Origin of the sequence: Aeromonas bestiarum, assembly GCF_028751155.1 — a bacterium.
In the GTDB taxonomy this organism is placed as follows: Bacteria; Pseudomonadota; Gammaproteobacteria; order Enterobacterales; family Aeromonadaceae; genus Aeromonas; species Aeromonas bestiarum.
The window spans coordinates 3,009,614-3,030,773 of record NZ_CP064746.1 but is presented as its reverse complement, the minus strand read 5'-3'; the positions used below and the strand labels follow the sequence as shown (position 1 = coordinate 3,030,773).

Below are 21,160 nucleotides of genomic sequence, written 5' to 3'. Positions count from 1 at the left end.
CTCCCCTCTTTGTGGTCGTGGTAGCGCTGGTTATCCGATTAACTGCGCCAGGCCGATGTCAGCCGCACCAGCTCGACCAGGGTGGCGACCGCTTTCTCCATGGATTGCAGCGGGATGAACTCGTGCTTGCCGTGGAAGTTGTGACCACCGGTGAAAATGTTGGGGCAGGGGAGGCCCATGAAGGAGAGGCGGGCGCCATCGGTACCACCGCGAATGGGCTTGATCTTGGGCACCACGTCGGCGGCCAGCATGGCGGCCCTGGCCAGCTCGATGATGTGCATGTGCGGCTCTATCTGGCTGCGCATGTTGCGATAGCTGTCGGTCAGGGTGAGCTCGATGCGTGCCTTGGGGGCATCCAGCTGCGAAGAGGCGACCCGCTCCTTGAGCTGGGCCTTGCGGGCGGCGAAGCTGTCATCATCGAAGTCGCGGATGATGTAATGCAGGGTACTCTCCTCCACAGTGCCGCTCATCTGGGCCAGATGGAAGAAGCCCTCGTAGCCGTCGGTCGCCTCCGGGGTCTGCTCGGGGGGCATGGCGGCGTGGAAGCGGGCGGCCAGGGTCTGGCTGTTGATCATGCTGCCCTTGGCGGTGCCCGGGTGCACGTTGTTGCCGACAAACCGTACAGTGGCGCTGGCGGCGTTGAAGTTTTCATACTCCAGCTCGCCCAGTTCACCGCCATCGACGGTATAAGCCCATTTGGCCGGGAAGCGGTCCAGCGGGAACAGATCGGCGCCGCGGCCTATCTCCTCATCCGGGGTGAGGCCGACCCAGACGTCGCCACGGGGGATCTCGGGGTGGGCCTGCAGGTGAGCGATGGCGCTGAGGATCTCGGCGATGCCCGCCTTGTCGTCGGCGCCCAGCAGGGTGGTGCCATCCGTGGTGATGAGATCCTGGCCCAGGTAGTTTTTCAGGCAGCGATACTGGCGAATGGCCAGCACCTCGTCCCCTTTGCCCAGGCAGATGTCCCCTCCCTGATAGTTCTCGATGATCTGGGGCACCACCTGCTCGGCCTCGTAGTCGGCGGTGTCCATGTGGGCAATCAAGCCGATGGCCGGCGCATCCGGCTGGTTGCCCGGCAGGCAGGCGGTGAGGTAGCCGTGCTCGTCCAGGGTGACCTGGGTCAGCCCCATCTGCTGCATCTCACCTTGCAGGGCGCGGGCGAAGATCAGCTGCCCCTCGCTGCTGGGACAGACGGGATTGGTCGCATCGGAGCGGGTATGAAAAGTCACGTAACGCAGAAAACGCTCAAGCAGGGTATCCATTGGCAAGCCTCAAACCTGTGGTGAAGGGCCATTGTGGCCAATCTTGCCGGGGCGCTTATTGCGTCAGCGCAGTTTTTGTCACATTTTTTGGCGAAGATGTGGCGTGAAGCGTGTAAGGTAGAGCAAGCGGTGGCTACTGATATTCCACGTAGAATAAAATAACGAGAAATCGGCATTTTTAAGCGTGTTGTAATTAAGCCTCATCCGGTGTGCGGCGTGGTGCCACAAGGGCTCTGCCCGAGGGGGCCAATCCCGCGCTATTTTCAGGGGCAAGAATGGCCTGCGGGCTAGCCTCGGCATCCCAGTGCCAGCCTCATCGGCAGCAAGATTTGATCGCCTTATTAAAAGCAGTTTTTGAACACTATTTTTTATTGTCACCGCTGGCGGTAAGTGTGTACACTCCGCGCCGATCCAAGGGTAACCCTGAAGCAGGCAGAGGCCGCCAGAAACCTGAAAGATCATACGCCTATAGGGCGAGGCACGCAGAAACGACAGACACTGCTGGGGTATGGTTTCTTTAATACCGGTTAGGCTCCGGTATCAGGGAGAACAACGGACACTCATTATCCATCTGACCGAGTGAGCCAATGGCTCATCATCTTCCCTTGTCATGGGCGGTCACTGGTGTTGAGTTGGGCTGTGGTCGTGGTCGTCCATCAACACGCTTGCGTGCTGGCGCCTTCGCTTTCTTCTTTGAAACCTCCCTTGTCGTCGTGATGCGGCCGAATGATGAACTGACGGCGTGGCTGATGTCGTCTGTCATCAAAGTACCGCGGCGCTGTTTGCTCAGCACCGCATACCGTTGAGCTTGATGTAAAGCCACCAGCCCCACATCAAGACTCGTTACTTCCCAAAATCCACCAGGCAGCCACAGGCTTGCCGCGATGTGCAAAGAGATGGTCTGGATGTGACAGAGAGTCACGGTCGAGGTCAGGCGGCCCTGCGCCGCGGGCTCAGACAGATGACTTTCCAGACGCCAGCAGGCAGCTTTGGCTCGCCACGCTTTGTACTCGATGGTCTGGATGTGATTGAGGGTAACGAAGGCGGCCACTGGCCGCTCATTTGCGAGGCATAGCCCATGACTAACTGGTCCAGCAAGGACTCCTTGAAGGTCTACAACGTTCCCTACTGGGGTGCGGGTTTTTTCAACATCAATGACGCCGGTCATGTGACCGTCGCTCCCGACAAGTCACGCCCTGACGCACACATCGTCATCTCTGATGCCATCGAACAGTTGCGTCAGTCCGGGCTGACCACCCCAGTGTTGCTGCGCTTCCCCGACATCCTCAAGAGCCGGGTCGATGCGCTGTTCAACGCCTTTGGCCAGGCCATCGAGAAGTCAGGCTATGAAGGGGACTACCTGTGCGTTTACCCGATCAAGGTAAACCAGCAGCGTCGTGTCATCGAGACCATCAGCCAGTCCTACAGCGACAAGCCCCGGCTTGGCCTGGAAGCTGGTTCCAAACCGGAACTGCTGGCCGTGCTGTCCCATCACCATGAGCAAGGCTCGGTGATCGTCTGCAACGGTTACAAAGACCGCGAATATATCCGCCACGCCCTCCTGGGCAACCTGATGGGCCACAAGGTCTATATAGTGGTGGAAAAACCCTCCGAGCTGGAAATGGTGCTGGACGAGTCAGCTCGCCTCAACATCAAGCCCAACATAGGGGTGCGTGCCAAGCTTGCCTCCACCGGCTCCGGCATGTGGGAGTCGAGCGGCGGCTCCATGTCCAAATTCGGCCTCTCCGCCTCCCAGATCCTGGCGCTGGTCGAGCGCCTGCGCAGCGTCGGCAAGCTGGATTGCCTGCAACTGCTGCACTTCCATCTGGGCTCCCAGATCGCCAACATCCGTGACATCCAGGGCGGTATCCGCGAGTGCGGCCGCTTCTATTCCGAGTTGCGTCGCTTGGGCGTGCCCATCGACGTGGTCGACGTGGGTGGTGGTCTGGGTGTGGACTATGAGGGCACCCGCTCCCAGAGTCACTGCTCTGCCAACTACAGCCTGTCCGAGTACGCCAACAACGTGGTGTGGGGCATAGGCGATGTGTGCCGCGAGTTCGACCTGCCGCACCCGACCATCATCAGCGAGTCCGGCCGTGCCCTGACCGCCCACCACGCCGTGCTGGTCACCAATCTGATTGGTGCCGAAGGGGTGGAGATGAGCGACATCAGCGCACCGGATGACGACGCCCCCACCATTTTGCAGAACATGTGGAAAGGCTGGCTGGACCTGCGCAGCGAAGATCCCTCCCTGCTGGAGATCTTCCACGACTCGGTGGCGGATCTGGGCGACGTGAACACCCAGTACACCATGGGTCTGCTCAACCTGGAGCAACGCGCCTGGGCCGAGATGCTGCACCAGAACACCTGCCTGGCGCTCAAAGAGCTGCTCAACCCGGTCAACCGCAACCACCGCGCGCTGGCTGACGAGCTCTCCGAGAAACTGGCCGACAAGTGCTTTGCCAACTTCTCCCTGTTCCAGTCCCTGCCGGATGCCTGGGGTATAGGCCAGGTGTTCCCCGTGATGCCGCTGACCGGTCTCGAGCGTCCGCTCAGCCGCCGCGGCATCCTGATGGATATCACCTGCGACTCGGACGGTCAGGTGGAGCACTACGTCGACGGTCTGGGTGTCGAGAGCACGCTGCCGATGCCGGAGTACGCCGAGAACGAAGTGTGCCACGTCGGCTTCTTCCTGGTCGGTGCCTATCAGGAGATCCTGGGGGATCTGCACAACCTGTTCGGTGACACCCACTGCGCGGAAGTGTGGCTCGATGACGAAGGCAAGATGGACATTCGCAACGTGGTGCGCGGCGATACCGTCGATCAGCTGCTGCGTTACGTCAACATAGACCCCTCCGTCATTCGCGAGAACTATCAGCGCATCGTCTCCCACCCGGCGCTGGACGACGCGACCCGCAAGGCCCTGCTCGACGAGCTGGAGCTGGGTCTGCAAGGCTACGCCTACCTGGAAGACGAATAAGCCTCCGGCTTGTTCGCCCCGTCGGTGGAAACAAAAAGACGGGAATGAAAAACGGCGCCTTCGGGCGCCGTTTTTGTTGATGGCATCGCCATCCTCTTGCGGCGCGCGGGAGGCGGGGCGGCCATCGTCATTTGAGTAGTGGATGTTTGCAGTAGGGGGCTCAAGGCCCGGATCCGGCAGATATCGGCCTCAGTCCGCCTCTTCTCTTGATCTGCATCAAGCCTGCCGTGGGCGGGTTATTTTACGGTCAGGAGTGATGTTGGTGGTATGTAACAAAAGGATGTGAATATGGAACTTGAAAGGGACCCGAGATGCTATACCGACGTCTGTATCGACGGTAAGTGGTATCACTATGACCACTGCAGCACGCAAGTTTACATGCTGATGGGGGGCGCGGCACCGAGACTGGAGCTGGCCTGTGAGCCCAGCAGCGAGGAGGAGCTGATCGCCATGCTCCAGCAACTGGCCCGCTTCTGAGCCTGTCTGATGGCCATCGGGCAATGCGCCGCGATGGCCACCTTCTGTTTCTTTCCCGTCAGCCGTTCGTCTTGCGCTCAAACAGCTGCTTGCCCATCTCCATCAGGGCGCTCGCCGCGGCGTAGCTGCCGTCTGACTTGCCAACCTCATCGGCCACGTAGAGGAAGTTGGATCTGTACTTCTCCACCGCCTCTTCCCGGCTGTGCGCATCGATAAAATCCTCTTCCACCTCGAACCCCTGCGCCAGCAGCGCCTCTTTCTCAATCAGAAAGGTGGGGGAGGCCATGTCGACAAAGGTGTACTGCTGCCGGTTGGATGCCGGGACGGTAAAAAACTGGTATCTGGCCATCTGCGATTCCTCGCCTGAACGGGTGATAAATGATGTGACCTTCATCTTGTCGAACTGATCCCCGCGCCTCTTGCAGACAAAAAAGGTAACGTTCGAATCTTGTTGTGGCTGGAGATTACCCTGCTTCCACCGCATCGCACAATGGGTGGCCGATACTTTTTTCGCCAGACAAAACAATGGGCTCTGCCTGGCAGGGCAAACAAAAAAACCAGCCTCATCACGAGGCTGGTGGCAGGGTTGTCGAACGAGCCATCAACCGGCGTCAGAGCACGAAGCTCTGCACCATGGTACGCATCTGCTCTGTGAGCTGGTGGATCTGGCGGGCGGCATCGCGGGCGGCGTTGGCCACCTGCAGCGCCTCGTCGCTGCCATCCGAGATGCGCACCACGTTGCGTTCTATCTCGTTGACCACGGCCCCCTGCTGCTCGATGGCGCTGGCGATGACGGAGTTGGTATCGACCATGCGATCCACCTTCTCTGTGATGGCGCCAAAGGCCTGTTTCGCCTCCCGAGCCAGACCGACCCCCTCCTGCGCCTCATGGCTGGCCGACGACATGGCCGTGACCGAGGCGCGAGCGCCGGACTGCAACTGTTCTATCATCTGCTGGATCTCGACGGTCGCCCCCTGGGTGCGGTTGGCAAGGGAGCGCACCTCGTCGGCCACCACCGCGAAGCCGCGTCCCTGCTCGCCGGCCCGCGCCGCCTCGATGGCGGCGTTGAGGGCCAGCAGGTTGGTCTGCTCGGCGATGCCGCGGATCACGCTGATGACGCCGCCTATCTGGCTGCACCTTTGCTCCAGCTGGCCGATGGCGTCGGCGGTGCGCAGCACCTCGCGGTTGATGTGGTCGATGGCCGCTATGGTGCGCTCGACCACGGCCTCGCCCTGGCCGACCACGGTTTGCGCCTCCTGGGTCATGCGGGCGGCCTGCAGGGCGTTGCCCGCCATGTCGTGGGAGGTGGCCGCCAGCTCCTTGATGGCGGTGGCAACCTGGTGGGTCTCCCCTTGCTGATCGGAAATCACCTCCTGGGAGCGGCAGGTGCGCGCCTCTATGTCGGTGGCACTCTCCACCACGGTAACGCCGTTTTCCCGCACCCGCAGCATCAGGGTGCGCAGCGTCTGCAGCGTCACGTTGTAATCCCGGCTGATGTCAGCCAGCTCATCCTGGCCGACGATCTCGATCTGCTGGCTGAGATCCTGGGCATTGACCCTGGCGGCTATCTCCCGCACCCGGCCTACTGTGCCGCGCAGGGAGAGGTAGGCGCCGATCATCAGATAGAGATAGAGCAGCAGTATGGCGGTCAGCGGCGCCGTCACCCACCAGAAGTGGCGCTGGTTGGCGGCCAGCCGCTGGTGCAGATCCGCCTCCAGCCGCTGGCGCACCTGGCCAGCCAGTGCCGTGATGGCGGTGTCCATGCCATCCCCCAGCGCCAGCACCTCTTTGGTCGAGAGCTGTACCAGCTGATCCTTCATCATCTTGTTTTCCAGGGTATCGACTCCCTGGCGCAGCTGCTGCAACAGGGAGTCGGTCTGCTGGCCCAGCTCGGTGCGGTAGGCGGGAGCTATCTGGTAGAGCAGGGTCAGGTCGGCCTCCAGCTCCTGCAGGGTGGCGCTGATGAGATCGAGGCGAAAGCGCAGGCCGCTGTAGCCCTCTGCCTGAAACAGGCCGAAGTCGGCTATGGTGGCGGCCCGATCCCGCACCTGGGCCAGCAGATCGCGCAATTGGGGCAGCCGCTCGCTGGCCAGGATCACCATGTAGTAGGTGCCGAGCGCAGGATCCTGGATCAGGCTGCTGGCGGCCGTGGTGCTCTTGTAGAGGTGGCGCACCTCGGTCAGCAGTTTGTCGTGGCGCAGGTTGCTCTGCTCCACCTCCAGCCCGAGCGCCTCGCTTTGCAGGCTTGACCAGCCTTGCGCCAGGGCATCGAAGGCGGGGTTGCTCTGTTTGGTGTCGACGAAGGCGGCAAGGCTGGCCTCCACGGCCCGGGCCGCCGCCTTGACCTCCTCCTCGGTGGCCGGGGCCTGCTCATAGGCGTGGCGGGTGACCAGATTGCGATGGGTCAGCAGCGCCTGCTCGATGGCGGGGACAGGGGCCAGCTTGACCACGCCCGCCAGCTCCCTGCGGGCCAGGTTGTTGTCATCCTGCAATCGCCCCAGCAGGTTGGTCATGCTGTAGGCCAGCGGCAACAGCATCAGGCAGGACCAGAGCAGGAACTTGTATTTGAAGGAGAGCTGATTGCCCAGCCGGATGGCCGGAGTGAAAATCCATTTCATGTGAAGCCTCGATACCCGAAGTGGCGGGTGTGCACCGCGATGGCTGGATATTACCCTTAGCCGGCGAGGTCCGGTGAGACTGGGGTGCAAGTTGTGATCCCCTTGGCTTTTTCGGGGCAGGGCGGGGCTGTCTGAGTCAGACAAACGGGCCACCCAGAGGGTGGCCCGTTATTGGTTGAACATCGGGCCGCGCGGCCCGGTTGGCGGTGGGTCAGTTGAACGCCAGGAAGGGCGAGACGCACAGCAGCAGGCCGGTGATTATGATGACGTAGAGGGAGGCGCCCTTGTACTTGTGCAGCGCCGGCACCTGATAGACCAGATAGGCCGGGATGAGGCACCCTACCATGCCGAAGATGGGGCTGCAGATGGAGGTGAAGCTCAGCACGGGGGCGTTGAGCACGATGGCGCCCCAGGAGAGCAGCACGGTGAACAGCATGATGCCGCGACCCACCAGCCCCTTGTTGATGCGATCTTCCGGCATCATCCGGCGCAGCAGGTTCATCGCCAGTCCCTGGCAGGCCTCACGAAAGCCCAGGTAGACGCCGAAGTAGGCAGTCATCACGGCGAAGATGTTGAGGGTCAGGCTCAAGAGCTTGAGGGTCTGGCCCGGCATGCCTTGCGCCACCATGGCCAGCGCCGAGATGTTCTCTTCGGAGGCCTTGACCGCCTGCTCGTGGCCCATGGCCAGGGTGAAGGAGACGGCGTAGAAGAAGACCACCACGAACAGGATGCCGAAGGCGATGTTCATGGCGCGCATCGCCTTGAAGCGGGCCACTTCCAGCGACTTCTCCCGCGAGCGGTAGGAGATCACCATGGGGCTCAGGCTCTGGATGAAGAGGATGGAGGTGAGGGTGAAGGGCAGCATTATGATGGCGTCCTTCATCCAGTCACCGGCCGCCGGCATGGCGGTGATGTTGGCCGCATCCCACTTGTCGACCATCATGAGGCCGAGCACGGCCACCACGCTTATCTTGGTCAGCACCATGAAGGTGGAGATCTTGAACAGCAGGTTCTCGCCGCGCGACGCCAGCGCCACCAGACCGCAGATCAGCACCAGGCCGTAGAAGGGGTTCTCGGAGAGCAGCTGTTGGGTGACCCCGAAGCTTTGCAGGAAGGAGGCGCTGTCATTGGTGATGGCGGTGGAGTAGACGAACACCCAGATCACCAGCATCACGAAGTAGAGGGCGCCGAGCAGCATGCCCCAGTTCTTGCCGAGGTAGCCGGTGATGACGCTGGGGTAATCCTTGCACTCGGGCGAGGTGGCCAGGGTATTGATGAAGAGGCGCTGGAACATGTACATGGCCGGGTAGCCGATCACCGCCGACAGCAGGAAGACCCACAAGCCCATCAACCCCACCTGCACCGGCAAAAAGACGATCCCCGCGCCTATGGCCATGCCGATGCTCATGATGATCCAGCCCCAGTCGGTGCTGTCAAAACGAACTGCTTCTTTCCATTCCAGCGTGCCCATGGCGGGCCGGGTGAGTGTCGTGCTGTGAGCGTCCATGGTTGACCTTGTTGTTATGTGAGTGATTGTTGGCGCAAATATAGTTGAATAAAAAACCCTAAACAATGGCGGGTTTCTCTCATCGGCTCAAATCGGAATGGCGCTCACAGTTTGTGTTAATGCGGCGTTATCGCGCTAATCTGGTTTTAAATTTATAAAATAGTTGAACGGATGGCTTTAAAAGCAAATAATGTTGCATGAAACAAATTGCACAAGTGCAACATTATTTGAATGTAAGTGGAGGCCATATGAAAACCATCATCACATCAGCCGCAGCACCCGATGCCATCGGTCCCTACAGCCATGGCACCGCCTATGGCGACCTCATCTTTACCTCAGGCCAGCTGCCGGTGTGCAAGCAGCAGGGCGGCGTGGTGGAGGGGGGGATCGCAGCCCAGACCCGCCAATCGCTGGAAAACCTGAGATCCGTGCTGGAAGCGGCCGGTGGCAGCCTGGATACGGTGCTCAAGACCACCTGTTATCTGGCGGAGATCGGCGATTTTGCCCAGTTCAATGCCGTCTACAAAGACTATTTCCAGCAAGATTGCCCGGCCCGCAGCTGCTTTGCAGTGAAGGATCTGCCGATGGGCGTCAAGGTTGAAATCGAAGCGATTGCCCACATCGCCCGTTAATGCTGATAAAAAGGTCCCCGCAATGAAGCAAGCATGGCAGCAGTATCTGCAGATTATTCAACAGGTTGTCAAACCGGCGCTGGGCTGTACCGAGCCCATCGCCGCCGCTTATGCCGCCGCCGTCGCCGCTCGGCAACTGGGCTGTGAAGTCCGGCGCATTGAGGTCGCGGTGTCGGATAATCTCTACAAGAACTCCATGGGGGTCTATGTGCCCGGCACCGGCAAGATAGGGCTGGCCATAGCCGCGGCCGCCGGTGCCATCGGCGGCAAGGCCGATGCCGGACTGGAGGTGCTGGCCGCCATCACCCCGGCGCAGGTTGCCCGTGCCCAGACCCTGATCGATGCCGGTGGTGTCCAGGTCAGCCGCACCGAGGCGCCCGAGTTTATCTACTGCCGCGTGAGTGTGTTCGGCGCTGATGAGAAGGGGGAGGAGCACAGCGCCGACGTGACCCTGTGCGGCGGCCATACCCGCATCGTCGAGCAGCGCCGCGACGGCGAGGTGACCTTCACCGCCGATCAGAGCCAGCGTGGGGCCACAGGCGCCATCTGTGACGGCGTCGACATCAGCATCGCCGCCATCCATGAGTTCGCTACCCAGGTGGAATTTGAGCAGATCCGCTTCATCCTCCAGGCCTCCGAGCTCAACGGCAAGCTCTCCGACGAGGGGATGAATCACCCCTATGGCCTGGAGATAGGTCGCACCATGCAAAAGAGCATCAGCGCCGGCTTCATCGGCGAAGATGTGATGAACCGCATAGTGATGCGTACCGCCGCCGCCTCCGACGCCCGCATGGGGGGCGCCAGCCTGCCGGCCATGAGCAACTTCGGCAGCGGCAACCAGGGCATAGCCGCCACCATCCCCGTGGTGGTGATCGCCGAGCGTTACGGCGCCAGCGAGGAGCAGTTGGCGCGGGCCCTCATCATGAGCCACCTGGGGGCCATCTACATCAAGTCCCACTATCCGCCCTTGTCGGCGTTCTGTGGCAATACGGTCACCAGCGCGGCGGCCGCCATGGCCATGGTCTATCTGGCGGGCGGCAGCCTGGCGCAATCCTGTCACGCCATCCAGAACGTGCTGAGCGACAGCGCCGGCATGGTGTGTGACGGGGCGAAAGCCTCCTGCGCCATGAAGGTGAGCACCTCCTCCGGCGCGGCCGTGCGCGGCTTCCTGATGGCCATCAACAGCCATTCGGTGTCGGGGCAGGGGATCGTCTCGCACGATGTCGAGCAAACTATCAAAAATATCGGGCAGATGGTAAAAGACGGCATGTCTGCCACAGACATCACCATTATCGACATCATGTCTGCTTGATCACGCGACCTGGCTGCTGCCGGTGACGGGCAGCAGCACTACCATGAAGGCCCCCATGAAACTGCAAGAGTTGACCCCGACTGACTTCGAGATCCTCAAGGCGATGGAGATCATAGTGGATGGCATAGCCGCCATGTATGGCCAGCACACAGAGGTGCTGCTGCACAGCCTGGATGTGCGCAATCCTGCCATCATCAAGATTGCCAACGGCCATATCACGGGCCGCAGTGTCGGGGCCCCCATCACCAACCTGGCGATGATGAAGCTCAAGAGCGGGCAGGATATCTCCAGCCCCTACATGACCAAGTGCGCCACCGGCAAGACGCTGCGCTCTCTCACCACCGTCATTCGCAATGGCGAGGGGCAGGCCATAGGACTGCTCTGCATCAACACCGACATGGACGCCCCGCTGCAATCCGTGCTGCGCACCATGATGCCCGAGTGCATGCAGCACCATGAGCCGAGCGGCACGCCGGAAGTGTTCGCCCGCAACATAGACGAGGCCCTCAACAGCACCATAGACACCGTCAGTGCCGAGGTGCGTGGCAACGACGCCGTGCCGCCATCCCAGAAGACCCGGGTCATGGTCAACCAACTGCATGATCTGGGGATCTTCGAGCTCAAAGACAGCGCCCAGATAGCCGCCCGCCAGCTCGACATCTCGGTGCACTCCATCTACCGCTATCTGCGGGAAATCAAGAAAGGCTGAGCCCGCCCAGCCTGAACGCCGTGGCAGGAACCGGGTCAGCCCTGACCCGTTTGCCTACCCCTTGCTGCCAGCTGAGTCTCCATCGCCCCGCTCATCTGTTATCATCTGCCCTTTCGTCTATCTCAACTTGCTGGAGAAACCATGCCTCGCACCCTCTACCTGCTGCGCCACGGCCAGACCCGCTATAACGCCGAGCTGAGGCTGCAGGGGCGCTGCAACTCGGATCTGACCGCCAAGGGGGAGGCGCAAGCCACCGCCATGGGCGCTCGCCTGCACGAGCTGCTGGATGATGCCGCACGCTGGACTCTCTATGCCAGTCCGCTCGGTCGGGCGCGGCAGACGGCGCAACTGGTGTGCCAACAGCTTGGGTTCGATAGCGAGCGCATCGTCTGGGACGAGCGGCTGGTGGAACTGGACATGGGGGAGTGGGAGAGTCGCCGGGTGCCCGAGCTGCTGGCGGCCCACCCAGATCTCGATCTGGAACAGCCCGACTGGTATCTGCAAGCCCCCGAGGGCGAGAGTTTTGAGTGCATTCAACGCCGGGCCCGGAGCTGGCTGCAGGATGAGCGCATTGCCGAGCGCGCCATCGTGGTCTCCCACGGCCTGTTCGGCGCCATGCTGCGCGGCGCCTATGCCGATCTCGACTACACCACCACCTGGTCACAAGAGCTGCCGCAGGATGCCTTCTTCAAACTCAGCGGCGGCCACATCGAGCGGATCGCCTGCTGACCCCGACGAAAACGGCTCGCCACTGGCGAGCCGTTTTTTTTAGTGCTGGAAGGGGCTTTATTCTCGCACCAGCCTGGGCAGCTGTTGGTAGAGGGCTTCACGTTTCTGCGCCTTATTGGCGCCATAGTGCAGCTCGCGGTGGCAATTGGGGCAGAGCGCTACCGTGTTGCTGACCCTATCCGAGCCCCCTTCCGCCAAGGTTCGCAGATGATGCACCTCCAGAAAGGGTTCCCCGGTGACCGTGATAAAGGGCGCCAGGTTACCGCAGCCTTCGCACTTCTGTGCCGCCATCATGAGTACCCAGGCTTTTACCTGCGGATCCCTCACATAACTAGTTGTGGTGGCGTAGCTCTGGGTCGGCTCCTGGATCCCCTCAGGCATGGGCAGCGCTGGTTTGGTCTTGTACCTGATGACCCTGTGTTCAAACTCGGCCCGCCCCGTATAAGGCTGGCCGTCGAGTTCACAGATTAAGCGCTCTATGATAGGCGCATTATGCGGGCCCACGTTTTTGGCAGGCTTTAAGCCTGAGATCCAGGCCAGGCCCATCAAGGAGCAGATGTAGGAGATATTCTGCATTCGATACTCGAAAGCCTTCTCGGTGCGGCCGAACTGATTGGCGAGTTCGGCGTAATGATGCTTTTTAACGAAGGGGATACCGTTTAACTCTTTCGAGCGCATCTCCATGTAAGCCGCTACCGTCGCTCTTAACTCTTCTTCCGTCCAATTGCCGCTCAAGACCGACTCCTATCATTCAGGACGCAATACCGATGGCGCCACCCTTCACCGTTTTACACGATAGGGTTGGTTTCATCCGGATTGCATTATATCGGTCTGCATCTTAATCCAAACGACACCATTATTCAGCCGGCATCTCACTATAATGTGCGCGCAATCAATGGATTTTTGTAAATAAATCAGTAGGCTAGTTTTTGCTCTTTCGTCTTAGGCGGTGAATGTATGTGGTGAAGGGATCGCCATATCGCGGAGCATGCCATAACAACCACAGGGAGGTGGTGATGGATCCGGTTTCTTATCTTTTTTCGGCCTATCTCAATCTGGTGCAGCAACAGGTATCGGATATTTATGGCACCGAGCCCAAGTCGCTGGTGGTGGAGTATGAGGGGGAGCAGATCCCCTTTGTCTTCCAGTTTTGGCAGCTTCAGCCCAAAAGCGTCTGCCGCAGCTACGAGCAGGATGCGCGACGCTTCAGCCAGTGCACCGTCAAGGCGGCAGCCCTGTTTGGCAAGCTGTGTGACGAGTTGTCTCGCCAGGACAGTAATTGGCAGCAACCTCAGTATCGCGCCATGTACTGCGCGGCGTCAGTCAACTATCGCCCCATGATCGCCGATATTCGCGAGAGCAAACAGGATCCTGCCCGGCAGGCTGAACGCGCCTGTAATCAGGCCATTCTGGCGGCCATGGACAGTGATGATGAAACCCTGCGGGCTCAGCGTGAACAGGCTTGTAGCGCGCAGCGGTGAACACCAAGGCCTCTTTCACTCAGCCATCAGCCGTTCTAGGCCATCTTTGCGCCTTGCGGCACAGTTGCCATGTGTGCAATTGGATATGATGAGGGGGCTGGCGGGCCAGTCTGTACGGCCTGCGGCATCGACACACAGCAACCAGGAGGGGACATGATCAGCCACATCGACCATCTGGTATTGACGGTGAGCGACATAGAGCGGGCCGTCGCGTTTTACAGCTCTGTGCTCAACATGGAGGCCATCACCTTTGGCAAGGGGCGCCGGGCGCTGCGCTTTGGCAACCAGAAGATCAATCTGCAACTGCTGGGGCAGGAGCCGCGCAACCGGGCGCAGGTGGGGGCGGGGGATCTCTGCCTCATCACTCGCTGGCCGCTGGAACAGGTCATAGCCCAGCTCCATTGCCACGGGGTCGAGATAGTGGAGGGGCCCGTCACCAAGAGCGGCGCCTGCGGGCCCATCGAATCCGTCTACTGCCTGGATCCGGATCAGAACCTGGTCGAGATCAGCCGCTATCCCTGATGGGACGGTCTGATCCCTGCCGGCGAATGCTGCGGGCCCTGCCATGGCTTGGGCCCGTCAGACCCTATCGCAATCGGCTGCCTCTGGAGGGGGGATGACGCCCCTCGGCTGACGACTCGCGCTTGACTGCCTGCCGACCGCCCTAAAAGGGAGAGTCCGGCGTATCCGCTTCATCCAAAAACGCGTCTATGTCGGCCCGATAGTCGGCATCGCTGCGCTCGTTGCCGACCTGTGCCGGCTGCCCCATGGCCGCCGACGGGGGCTGGGTTGGCGCCGCCAGCGTCTCCATCACCCGCGCCTGCAGATAGGGGTAGAAGGGGTTGGAAGAGGTGCGGGTGAGGGAGCCAGGATTGACGATCAGCACCCCGCGCTCCCCGCGCAGGGCCAGGCCGCCCAGGTTGATGCCGTACTGGTTCATCTGCTCGGGGCGTGGCGCCATGCCATAGAGGGGATCGTCCATGGGGAAGGGTAGGGCCACGTGGGAGAGGGAGTAGATCTCCTTGGGATAGTCGATGCCAAGGGGCAGGATCTGCTGCGGCCCGCCGCCTGCGGCCAGGGTGCTGGCCTGGGTCTGTGGACGGGACGTCGCCTCGTTGCCCACCACCGTCAGCCGATAGGGCTGGGGCTGGCTCGGCAGCAGGTGACTTAGGGCCAGCTCGGAGGCGCTGTTCATCAGGGGGCCGAAGACAGAGCCGCGATTGATGTCGAACAGCACCAGCTCGCTGCCGTTGGCCGGCAGGAAGTGGTAGAGATCGGCGATGATGGAGCGGGTGCTGACCGTGTAGTCCATCACCGACTGGAAGGTGAGGGCCGGGGGAAATGCCGCCAGCTCGCCACTGGCTGCCAGCTGGCGCACCTGCTGCTGGATGGCGTGGGTCAGCCGGTAGGATTGGCGTGCCCCGTTGACCGGGAAGGAGTTGTATTTGAACGGATTGAACTCCGGCATGATGCCGAGCCAGGCCGCGTTGGCAAAGGCGGGCAGCAGGGCGGGCACCGCCTTCAGGCCGGCGAAGCGGGCAAAGCGGGTCACCCCTATCATGGGGGAGATGAGCACCAGCCGATCCGGCCTCGCCAAGGTGCCTGTCTTGTCTTCCAGCGCATCCAGCGCGTATTTCACCGCCAGTGCGCCACCGTTGGAAAAGCCCACCAGATGCAGCGGCAACTTGCCCGGGGCCAGCACCCTGGCCTCGCGCACCGCCAGTCGGGTGGCCGCCAGCCAGGTTTCCCACTCCATCTTGACCAGCCCGGCGGGCACTGTGCCGTGGCCGGGTATGCGCAGGCCCAGGGCGATGAAGCCCTGCTCGCGATAGCGCTGGGCCAGGTGACGCAGGCTGTAGGGGGAGTCGGTCAGGCCGTGCAGGAACACGGCTACCCCCTTCACCTCGCCATCCGGGCGCAGCAGGTAGGATCGGTTCCAGTTATCGCGAAAATGGGCGGGATTGATGGGGGCATCCTGAAAGTAGCGATTGCCCGCCAGCTGTTGCTCCGGCGGCGTCTTGGCGACCACCTCCCGCTCCACCAGACTGAACAACTGCTGCTCGCGGGTCAGATAGGCTTGCCAGTCGCAGCTATCCAGCTCCTCGGCACTGAGTTCGGGTGGCACAAAGGTGTGCCACAGTTGCAGCGGCGCCGCCTGCCAGGCGAGGTAGGCGATCACCCCCCAGCCGAGCAGCAGCGCCAGCAACAGGGTCAGCAGAGAGAGGCGAAGGAGGCGACGGGTACGAGCCAGCATGAAACTGTCCTTGGCAATGAAGAGGGGGCCGGCACAGGTTGGGGCGGGCTGCCGGAATGAACGCTGCGATGTGAATGCAGAAATATGGTCTAAAGCCTAATGGAAACAAGGTGATAAGTACAGGTGGTGGCAGGTGGCAAGGCCATGAAAAACGCGGCAGCCCCTGGGCTGCCGCGCTGTGTGTTGGGCCTGGTCAGTTGAGCTGAACTAGCAGACCCCCTGCGCCAGCATGGCATCGGCCACCTTGACGAAGCCGGCGATGTTGGCGCCGCTCTCGTAGTTCACATGGCCCTCGCCATCCTGTCCGAAGCGGACACAGGTGGCGTGTATGCTGGTCATGATCTCCCTGAGGCGGGCATCCACCTCTTCCCGGCTCCAGGAGAGGCGCTGGGCATTCTGGCTCATCTCGAGGCCCGAGGTGGCCACGCCCCCCGCATTGGCCGCCTTGCCCGGGGCAAATAGCACCCGGGCCTCGTGGAATAGCTGGATGGCGGCGGCGCTGCTCGGCATGTTGGCCCCCTCGGCCACCAGCTGCACGCCGTTCGCGATGAGGGTGACGGCGTCCTCTTCCCCCAATTCGTTCTGGGTGGCGCAGGGCAGGGCAATCTGGGTGGGCAGGTGCCAGGGCGTGCGGCCGCTCAAAAACTCCAGCCCCAGCTCGTGGGCATAATCGGCAACCCGCTTGCGCTGCTCGTTCTTGAGTGCCATCAGGCGAGCCAGCTTGTCGGGGGTAAAGCCATCCGGATCATGGACAGTGCCACCGGAGTCGGAGGCGGTGATCACCCTGGCGCCGAGCGCCATCGCCTTCTCGATGGCGTATTGGGCCACGTTGCCCGAGCCCGATACCGACACCGTCATGCCCGCCAGCGACTGATCGCGATGGGCCAGCATGGCCTGGGCGAAATAGAGCAGGCCGTAGCCGGTGGCCTCGGGGCGAATGAGGCTGCCGCCAAAGGAGAGTCCCTTGCCGGTGAAGACGCACTCGGCGCTGTTGGTGAGCTTCTTCATCATGCCCGCCATGTAACTCACCTCGCGCCCGCCCACCCCGATATCGCCGGCCGGCACGTCTGTGTTGGCCCCCAGGTGGCGATAGAGCTCCAACATCAGCGCCTGGCAGAAGCGCATCACCTCTCCCTCGCTCTTGCCCTTGGGATCAAAATCACTGCCGCCCTTGCCGCCGCCCATGGGCAAGGTGGTGAGGGCGTTCTTGAAGGTCTGCTCGAAGGCGAGGAATTTCAGTACCGAGAGATCCACCGAGGGATGAAAGCGCATGCCGCCCTTGAAGGGGCCTATGGCCGAGCTGTGCTGGATGCGATAGCCGCGATTGACCTGTACCCGGCCCTGGTCGTCGACCCAGCTCACCCGAAACTGGATCAGCCGCTCCGGCTCCACCAGTCGCTCCAGCAGGCCGTGCTGCAAATAGCGGGGGTGGCGTTCCACATAGGGCCAGATGGAGGCGACCACCTCGCTCACCGCCTGAATGAACTCGGGCTGGTGGGGGTTGCGGCTGGCCACCTGGGCCAGAAAATCCGTCTGGGATAGGGAATGACTCATCTGTAACTCCTGTAATGAATGATGAAATTGGCCTCTTGCCAGAGAAAAGCGCATGCCGTGCATCCAAATTTATGATTTGTGTTGGGGATGAATGCGGACAAAGATTTGGTTTTGTGTCTGGTTTGCCAACGATTATTGTGTTGGCCGCCGAAAGTCACAGAAAACCGGGATGGCTGCAGCAAGATAATTCGCGACAACGAAAATCTTTTTATGCATTTTAAGTTAATAAATAGCAAGCGGTTATTGGTGGCGCAGGGCGCATGGGCAAGCCGGTTGCATATGGCGTGAATGTTTTCAGGGTGAAAATGGGAGGCTCTTTATGCCTCGCCCTGGTCGCCATTTTTTAATCTTTTTCTTGGCCGCATCCCGGCCTTGCCGTGTTGGGCGAGGAGCAAGGCACCAGCGGTGCGGCTTCATAATGGCATGACGCCACGCACATTTTGGGGGGGCGCGTCGCCGTGGATGGCAAGTATCCGGCGTGCTGGACGGGGCAATATGCTACTGTAGCGGCGTTTTTTGATGGTTAAGCTGGCCTTGGCCTTTTTGAAGATGGAATGGTATGCAGAACTTTGACGTAGTGAATCGGCTGATGCAGCAGACAGCCTCCCCGGCCTGGCCGGAACCGGCAACCGCGCAACTGGATGGGGCTATCGGCCTGTGGCAGGTGACTCATGCTGGCTGATGAATCCATGCGCCTGAACAAATACATCAGCGAGAGCGGCATCTGCTCGCGCCGTGAGGCCGACCGCTTCATCGAGCAGGGTCAGGTCTTTATCAATGGCAAGCGGGCCGGGATCGGCGATCAGGTGTTTGCCGGGGATCTGGTCAAGGTCAACGGTCAGGTGATCGAGGCGCGGGAAGCCGACAGCCTGGTGTTCATCGTGCTCAACAAGCCGGTGGGCATAGTCTCCACCACTGAGGCGGGCGAGAAGGACAATATCGTCGACTTCGTCAACCACAGCACCCGCGTCTTCCCCATAGGGCGGCTCGACAAGGACTCTCAGGGGCTCATCTTCCTGACCAACCACGGCGATCTGGTCAACAAGATACTGAGGGCGGGCAACGATCACGAGAAAGAGTACCTGGTGACCGTCGACAAGCCGGTGACCGACGAGTTTGTGCGCGGGATGGCGGCCGGGGTGCCTATCCTCGGCGCCGTCACCAAGAAGTGCAAGGTGAAGAAAGAGGCGCCCTTCGTGTTTCGCATCACCCTGGTGCAGGGGCTCAATCGCCAGATCCGCCGCATGTGCGAGCACTTCGGCTTCGAGGTGACCAGGCTCGAGCGCATTCGCATTATGAACGTCAGCCTCAAGGGGTTGCCGGTGGGCGAGTGGCGGGATCTGACCGATGACGAGCTGATCGAGCTGTTCAAGCTGATCGAGGACTCCTCCTCCGAGGTGAAACCAGCCAAAGGCGACAAGCCCAAGGCGGCCAAAGCCGCTGTTGCCCAAACCGGCAAGGCGGCGCAAGGCAAGAAGCTGCGCCGGGATGATGATCACGAGATAGGCGGTCGTCCCAATGTGCCGGGCCCGGAGGCCTTCGAGAAGAAGAGCCCGGTGGGCAAGGTCGGATCCGGTAAAGGGGCTGCCAACAAAGGCGGCGCTGGAAAAGCCGCCGCAGGCAAAGGGGCCCCCAACAAGGGCGGCAAACCGGCCGCAGCCAAACCACGCGCCGGCCAGTCCGGCCGCCAGAAGAAGGGGCGCTGAGACGCAACCCTGAGCGGCGTCAGCCTCCCCTTGTTATCCCCAAAACACCGGCCTCAGGCCGGTGTTTTGCTTTGGGCCTGACTGCTGGCCGTGGCCGCAGACGCTGGCAACCTCATCACCTTGCCATAGCTGCGCGGATCGAGGCGCAGCACCAGCAGGCTCATCAGCACCAGGCCCCCCAGCTGCCACTGCCAGGCGGCGGCGAAGTCACCGCTCAGGTGATGGAGGCGGGCGGCCACCCAGGGGCCGGTCGCTGCCAGCATGAAGCCAAATCCCTGCATCAGGGCGCTGAGGGTGCCGGCGCGGCGCGGGTCGGGCAGGTGATCGAGCGCAATGACCATGATGAGGGAGAAGCTGCCGCCAAGCCCTGCGCCACACAGCATGCACCAGAGGATGGGGGCGGCTTGTGGGGCGAGCCAGAGGCCGCCAAATCCCGCCAGTTGCATGACAATGGCCAACCCCATCCAGGGGCGCCGGTCTGTGTTGCGTGCCGCCAGCAGCGGCAGGCCGAGGCCGCTGGCGGTCTGGGCCAGTGCCAGCCAGGCCACCAGCTCGCCTCCCTGCTGAGGGCTCCAGCCTTGCGCCATGTAGGCGGGTGCCAGCCAGGCGACGACGATTCCGTAGCCGCTGTTGATGATGCCAAAGCAGCTTATCAGCAGCCAGCTGCGGGGCAGGGCGATCAGCCGCTGCTCGCCGTGGGGAATGGCGATCGCGGCGGCGCCTGGCAGCCGTACCCGCCAGATAAGCCAGACCATGGCCAGCAGCACCGGCAGGCTCCACAGCGCCAGCGCCCGCGACCAGTCGAGGCTCGCCGCCAGCTGCGGGGTGAGGCTGGCTCCCAGCGCCCCGCCCCCCATCATGCAGGCGGAGAAGATCCCCATCACCAGCGGCACCTTGTGGGCGAAGCGCTGCTTGATAAGGCCGGGCAGCACCCCTTGCACCAGCGCCGAGCCCAGGCCACAGAGCGCCGCGCTGGCGATCAGCAGGGCGCCGCTCTGGGCATCGAAGCGCATGGCATTGCCCATCCCCAGCAGCAAGAGGGCGGCCCCCAGCAGTTGGCGCGGGCCTGTGAGACGACGCAGGCCAGGGGTGATCAGCACGCCGACCCCGATAAGCCAGAGCGGCAGCAGGGTCAGCCAAGCCAGGGTATCCATGCCGAGCCCGAGCGCCTCGGCAATGTCGCGGCTCAGGGGGCCAATGGCGGTGAGAAAGGGGCGCAGGTTGAGGCCAATCAGGATCACCAGCACCAGCAGGGCCAGTGCCTGCTTGCCATTGGCGGCGGCACCGGCAGGCAGGCCCTTACTCATGAGCCGGCTCCGCCTGCGGCTTGGGAGCCTCATCACCATAGAGGCAGGCGGCGCTGATGGGGCTCGGCAGCTTGATGAGGGGCAGGGGGGGCGGCTTGAGGGGCAGTCGCAGCTTGTCATAGCTCGATGTGCTGTCAAAGCCGAAGGGGGCGGCATCCTGATTGTCGAAGGCGTAATAGACGGCGCGAATGCCGTTCATCACCAGGGCGCTCAGGCACATGGGGCAGGGGTGACCGCTGGCATAGACGATGGCCCCCGCCAGCGGCCCCGATTGGCTAGCCTGGCGCAGGGCCTCCAGCTCCGCATGGCGGGTGGGGTCGCCGTCCAGATGCATGGCGTTGACGGCGCTTGCCACCAGCCGCTCATCCTGCACCAGCAGGGCGGCGAAGGGGCGGCCACCCTGCCGGCGGTTGCAAAGGGCCAGCTGCAACGCCTGCTCCAGCCACCCTTGATGGGCGGGATCCGTGAGGACGGTCAGCGAAGGGGCAAGGCGAGTGCCTGTGGGGTCGACAGGGGTATGGGACATGAGAGAGACCTTGAGCCAATGAGGGGAGCAGACCAGCCTAGCGGGGGATCCTGTCATGGGGAAATTAAATGATAGAATGGAATTCAGTGGTTTTGTAAATGGAGTG

20 protein-coding genes are annotated in these 21,160 nt (G+C 61.9%); 10 read left to right on the top strand and 10 right to left on the bottom strand.

Features of this window, described 5'->3' with window-relative positions; all coding sequences use genetic code 11:
• Window positions 1–38: 38 nt before the first annotated feature.
• Both pepT and IU367_RS14000 read right to left on the bottom strand, forming a co-directional pair.
• Entirely contained in the window at window positions 39–1,262 is a 1,224-nt protein-coding gene (gene pepT / locus IU367_RS14005; protein WP_274452209.1) for a peptidase T, read from the bottom strand.
• Between the two features lie 595 nt (window positions 1,263–1,857).
• On the bottom strand, window positions 1,858–2,313 hold the full coding sequence (locus IU367_RS14000; RefSeq protein WP_274452208.1) for a hypothetical protein: 456 nt from the start codon (window positions 2,311–2,313) through the stop codon (window positions 1,858–1,860).
• 27 nt (window positions 2,314–2,340) lie between these two features.
• Between IU367_RS14000 and speA the strand changes: the two genes are divergently transcribed.
• Window positions 2,341–4,242: a biosynthetic arginine decarboxylase gene (gene speA, locus IU367_RS13995; protein ID WP_043135196.1), complete on the top strand. Its 1,902-nt coding sequence runs from the start codon at window positions 2,341–2,343 to the stop codon at window positions 4,240–4,242.
• Window positions 4,243–4,530: 288 nt separating this feature from the next.
• Complete coding sequence (locus IU367_RS13990) at window positions 4,531–4,719, top strand: hypothetical protein (protein ID WP_043557171.1); 189 nt, start codon at window positions 4,531–4,533, stop codon at window positions 4,717–4,719.
• Between the two features lie 58 nt (window positions 4,720–4,777).
• Here the strand turns inward: IU367_RS13990 and IU367_RS13985 are convergent, their stop codons facing one another.
• From IU367_RS13985 to IU367_RS13975, 3 genes are all read right to left on the bottom strand, one after another.
• Window positions 4,778–5,068: a hypothetical protein gene (locus tag IU367_RS13985; RefSeq protein ID WP_274452207.1), complete on the bottom strand. Its 291-nt coding sequence runs from the start codon at window positions 5,066–5,068 to the stop codon at window positions 4,778–4,780.
• Between the two features lie 262 nt (window positions 5,069–5,330).
• Entirely contained in the window at window positions 5,331–7,337 is a 2,007-nt protein-coding gene (locus tag IU367_RS13980) for a methyl-accepting chemotaxis protein (protein WP_274452206.1), read from the bottom strand.
• A gap of 211 nt (window positions 7,338–7,548) precedes the next feature.
• Window positions 7,549–8,844, bottom strand: a complete 1,296-nt coding sequence (locus IU367_RS13975) for an SLC5/6 family protein (protein ID WP_043557169.1) — start codon at window positions 8,842–8,844, stop codon at window positions 7,549–7,551.
• Between the two features lie 248 nt (window positions 8,845–9,092).
• Between IU367_RS13975 and IU367_RS13970 the strand changes: the two genes are divergently transcribed.
• From IU367_RS13970 to IU367_RS13955, 4 genes are all read left to right on the top strand, one after another.
• Window positions 9,093–9,476, top strand: coding sequence for a RidA family protein (locus tag IU367_RS13970; RefSeq protein WP_043135200.1), 384 nt, complete (start codon window positions 9,093–9,095; stop codon window positions 9,474–9,476).
• Between the two features lie 22 nt (window positions 9,477–9,498).
• A complete protein-coding gene (locus tag IU367_RS13965) occupies window positions 9,499–10,788 on the top strand; it encodes an L-cysteine desulfidase family protein (protein ID WP_098984453.1) in 1,290 nt (429 codons plus the stop codon).
• A gap of 55 nt (window positions 10,789–10,843) precedes the next feature.
• A complete protein-coding gene (locus IU367_RS13960; protein ID WP_043557263.1) occupies window positions 10,844–11,497 on the top strand; it encodes a helix-turn-helix transcriptional regulator in 654 nt (217 codons plus the stop codon).
• A gap of 141 nt (window positions 11,498–11,638) precedes the next feature.
• Entirely contained in the window at window positions 11,639–12,226 is a 588-nt protein-coding gene (locus IU367_RS13955; protein WP_274452205.1) for a histidine phosphatase family protein, read from the top strand.
• A gap of 57 nt (window positions 12,227–12,283) precedes the next feature.
• Here IU367_RS13955 and IU367_RS13950 read toward each other — a convergent pair whose 3' ends face one another.
• The gene (locus IU367_RS13950; protein WP_274452204.1) at window positions 12,284–12,961 is read right to left on the bottom strand and encodes an HNH endonuclease; all 678 of its coding nucleotides are present in this window, start codon (window positions 12,959–12,961) and stop codon (window positions 12,284–12,286) included.
• Between the two features lie 281 nt (window positions 12,962–13,242).
• Between IU367_RS13950 and IU367_RS13945 the strand changes: the two genes are divergently transcribed.
• Both IU367_RS13945 and IU367_RS13940 read left to right on the top strand, forming a co-directional pair.
• Window positions 13,243–13,707, top strand: coding sequence for a hypothetical protein (locus tag IU367_RS13945; protein ID WP_274452203.1), 465 nt, complete (start codon window positions 13,243–13,245; stop codon window positions 13,705–13,707).
• A gap of 153 nt (window positions 13,708–13,860) precedes the next feature.
• Window positions 13,861–14,229 carry a VOC family protein gene (locus IU367_RS13940; RefSeq protein WP_274452202.1) on the top strand — a complete coding sequence of 123 codons (369 nt, stop codon included), beginning with the start codon at window positions 13,861–13,863 and terminating at the stop codon, window positions 14,227–14,229.
• Between the two features lie 142 nt (window positions 14,230–14,371).
• Here IU367_RS13940 and IU367_RS13935 read toward each other — a convergent pair whose 3' ends face one another.
• Together IU367_RS13935 and gdhA are read right to left on the bottom strand one after the other, a co-directional pair.
• Window positions 14,372–15,961 (bottom strand): alpha/beta fold hydrolase, encoded by a 1,590-nt coding sequence (locus tag IU367_RS13935; protein WP_274452201.1) that lies wholly within the window; start codon window positions 15,959–15,961, stop codon window positions 14,372–14,374.
• A 207-nt stretch (window positions 15,962–16,168) separates the two neighbouring features.
• On the bottom strand, window positions 16,169–17,515 hold the full coding sequence (gene gdhA, locus IU367_RS13930; RefSeq protein WP_274452200.1) for an NADP-specific glutamate dehydrogenase: 1,347 nt from the start codon (window positions 17,513–17,515) through the stop codon (window positions 16,169–16,171).
• Window positions 17,516–18,074: 559 nt separating this feature from the next.
• Between gdhA and IU367_RS13925 the strand changes: the two genes are divergently transcribed.
• Together IU367_RS13925 and rluF are read left to right on the top strand one after the other, a co-directional pair.
• The gene (locus IU367_RS13925) at window positions 18,075–18,197 is read left to right on the top strand and encodes a hypothetical protein (RefSeq protein ID WP_274452199.1); all 123 of its coding nucleotides are present in this window, start codon (window positions 18,075–18,077) and stop codon (window positions 18,195–18,197) included.
• Complete coding sequence (rluF, locus tag IU367_RS13920; RefSeq protein WP_274452198.1) at window positions 18,187–19,221, top strand: 23S rRNA pseudouridine(2604) synthase RluF; 1,035 nt, start codon at window positions 18,187–18,189, stop codon at window positions 19,219–19,221. The genes IU367_RS13925 and rluF overlap by 11 nt, the downstream gene beginning before the upstream one ends.
• A 53-nt stretch (window positions 19,222–19,274) precedes the next feature.
• Here rluF and IU367_RS13915 read toward each other — a convergent pair whose 3' ends face one another.
• Together IU367_RS13915 and IU367_RS13910 are read right to left on the bottom strand one after the other, a co-directional pair.
• Window positions 19,275–20,528 (bottom strand): cyanate transporter, encoded by a 1,254-nt coding sequence (locus tag IU367_RS13915; protein ID WP_274452197.1) that lies wholly within the window; start codon window positions 20,526–20,528, stop codon window positions 19,275–19,277.
• Window positions 20,521–21,054, bottom strand: a complete 534-nt coding sequence (locus tag IU367_RS13910) for a nucleoside deaminase (RefSeq protein WP_274452196.1) — start codon at window positions 21,052–21,054, stop codon at window positions 20,521–20,523. The genes IU367_RS13915 and IU367_RS13910 overlap by 8 nt, the downstream gene beginning before the upstream one ends.
• Window positions 21,055–21,160 lie beyond the last annotated feature (106 nt).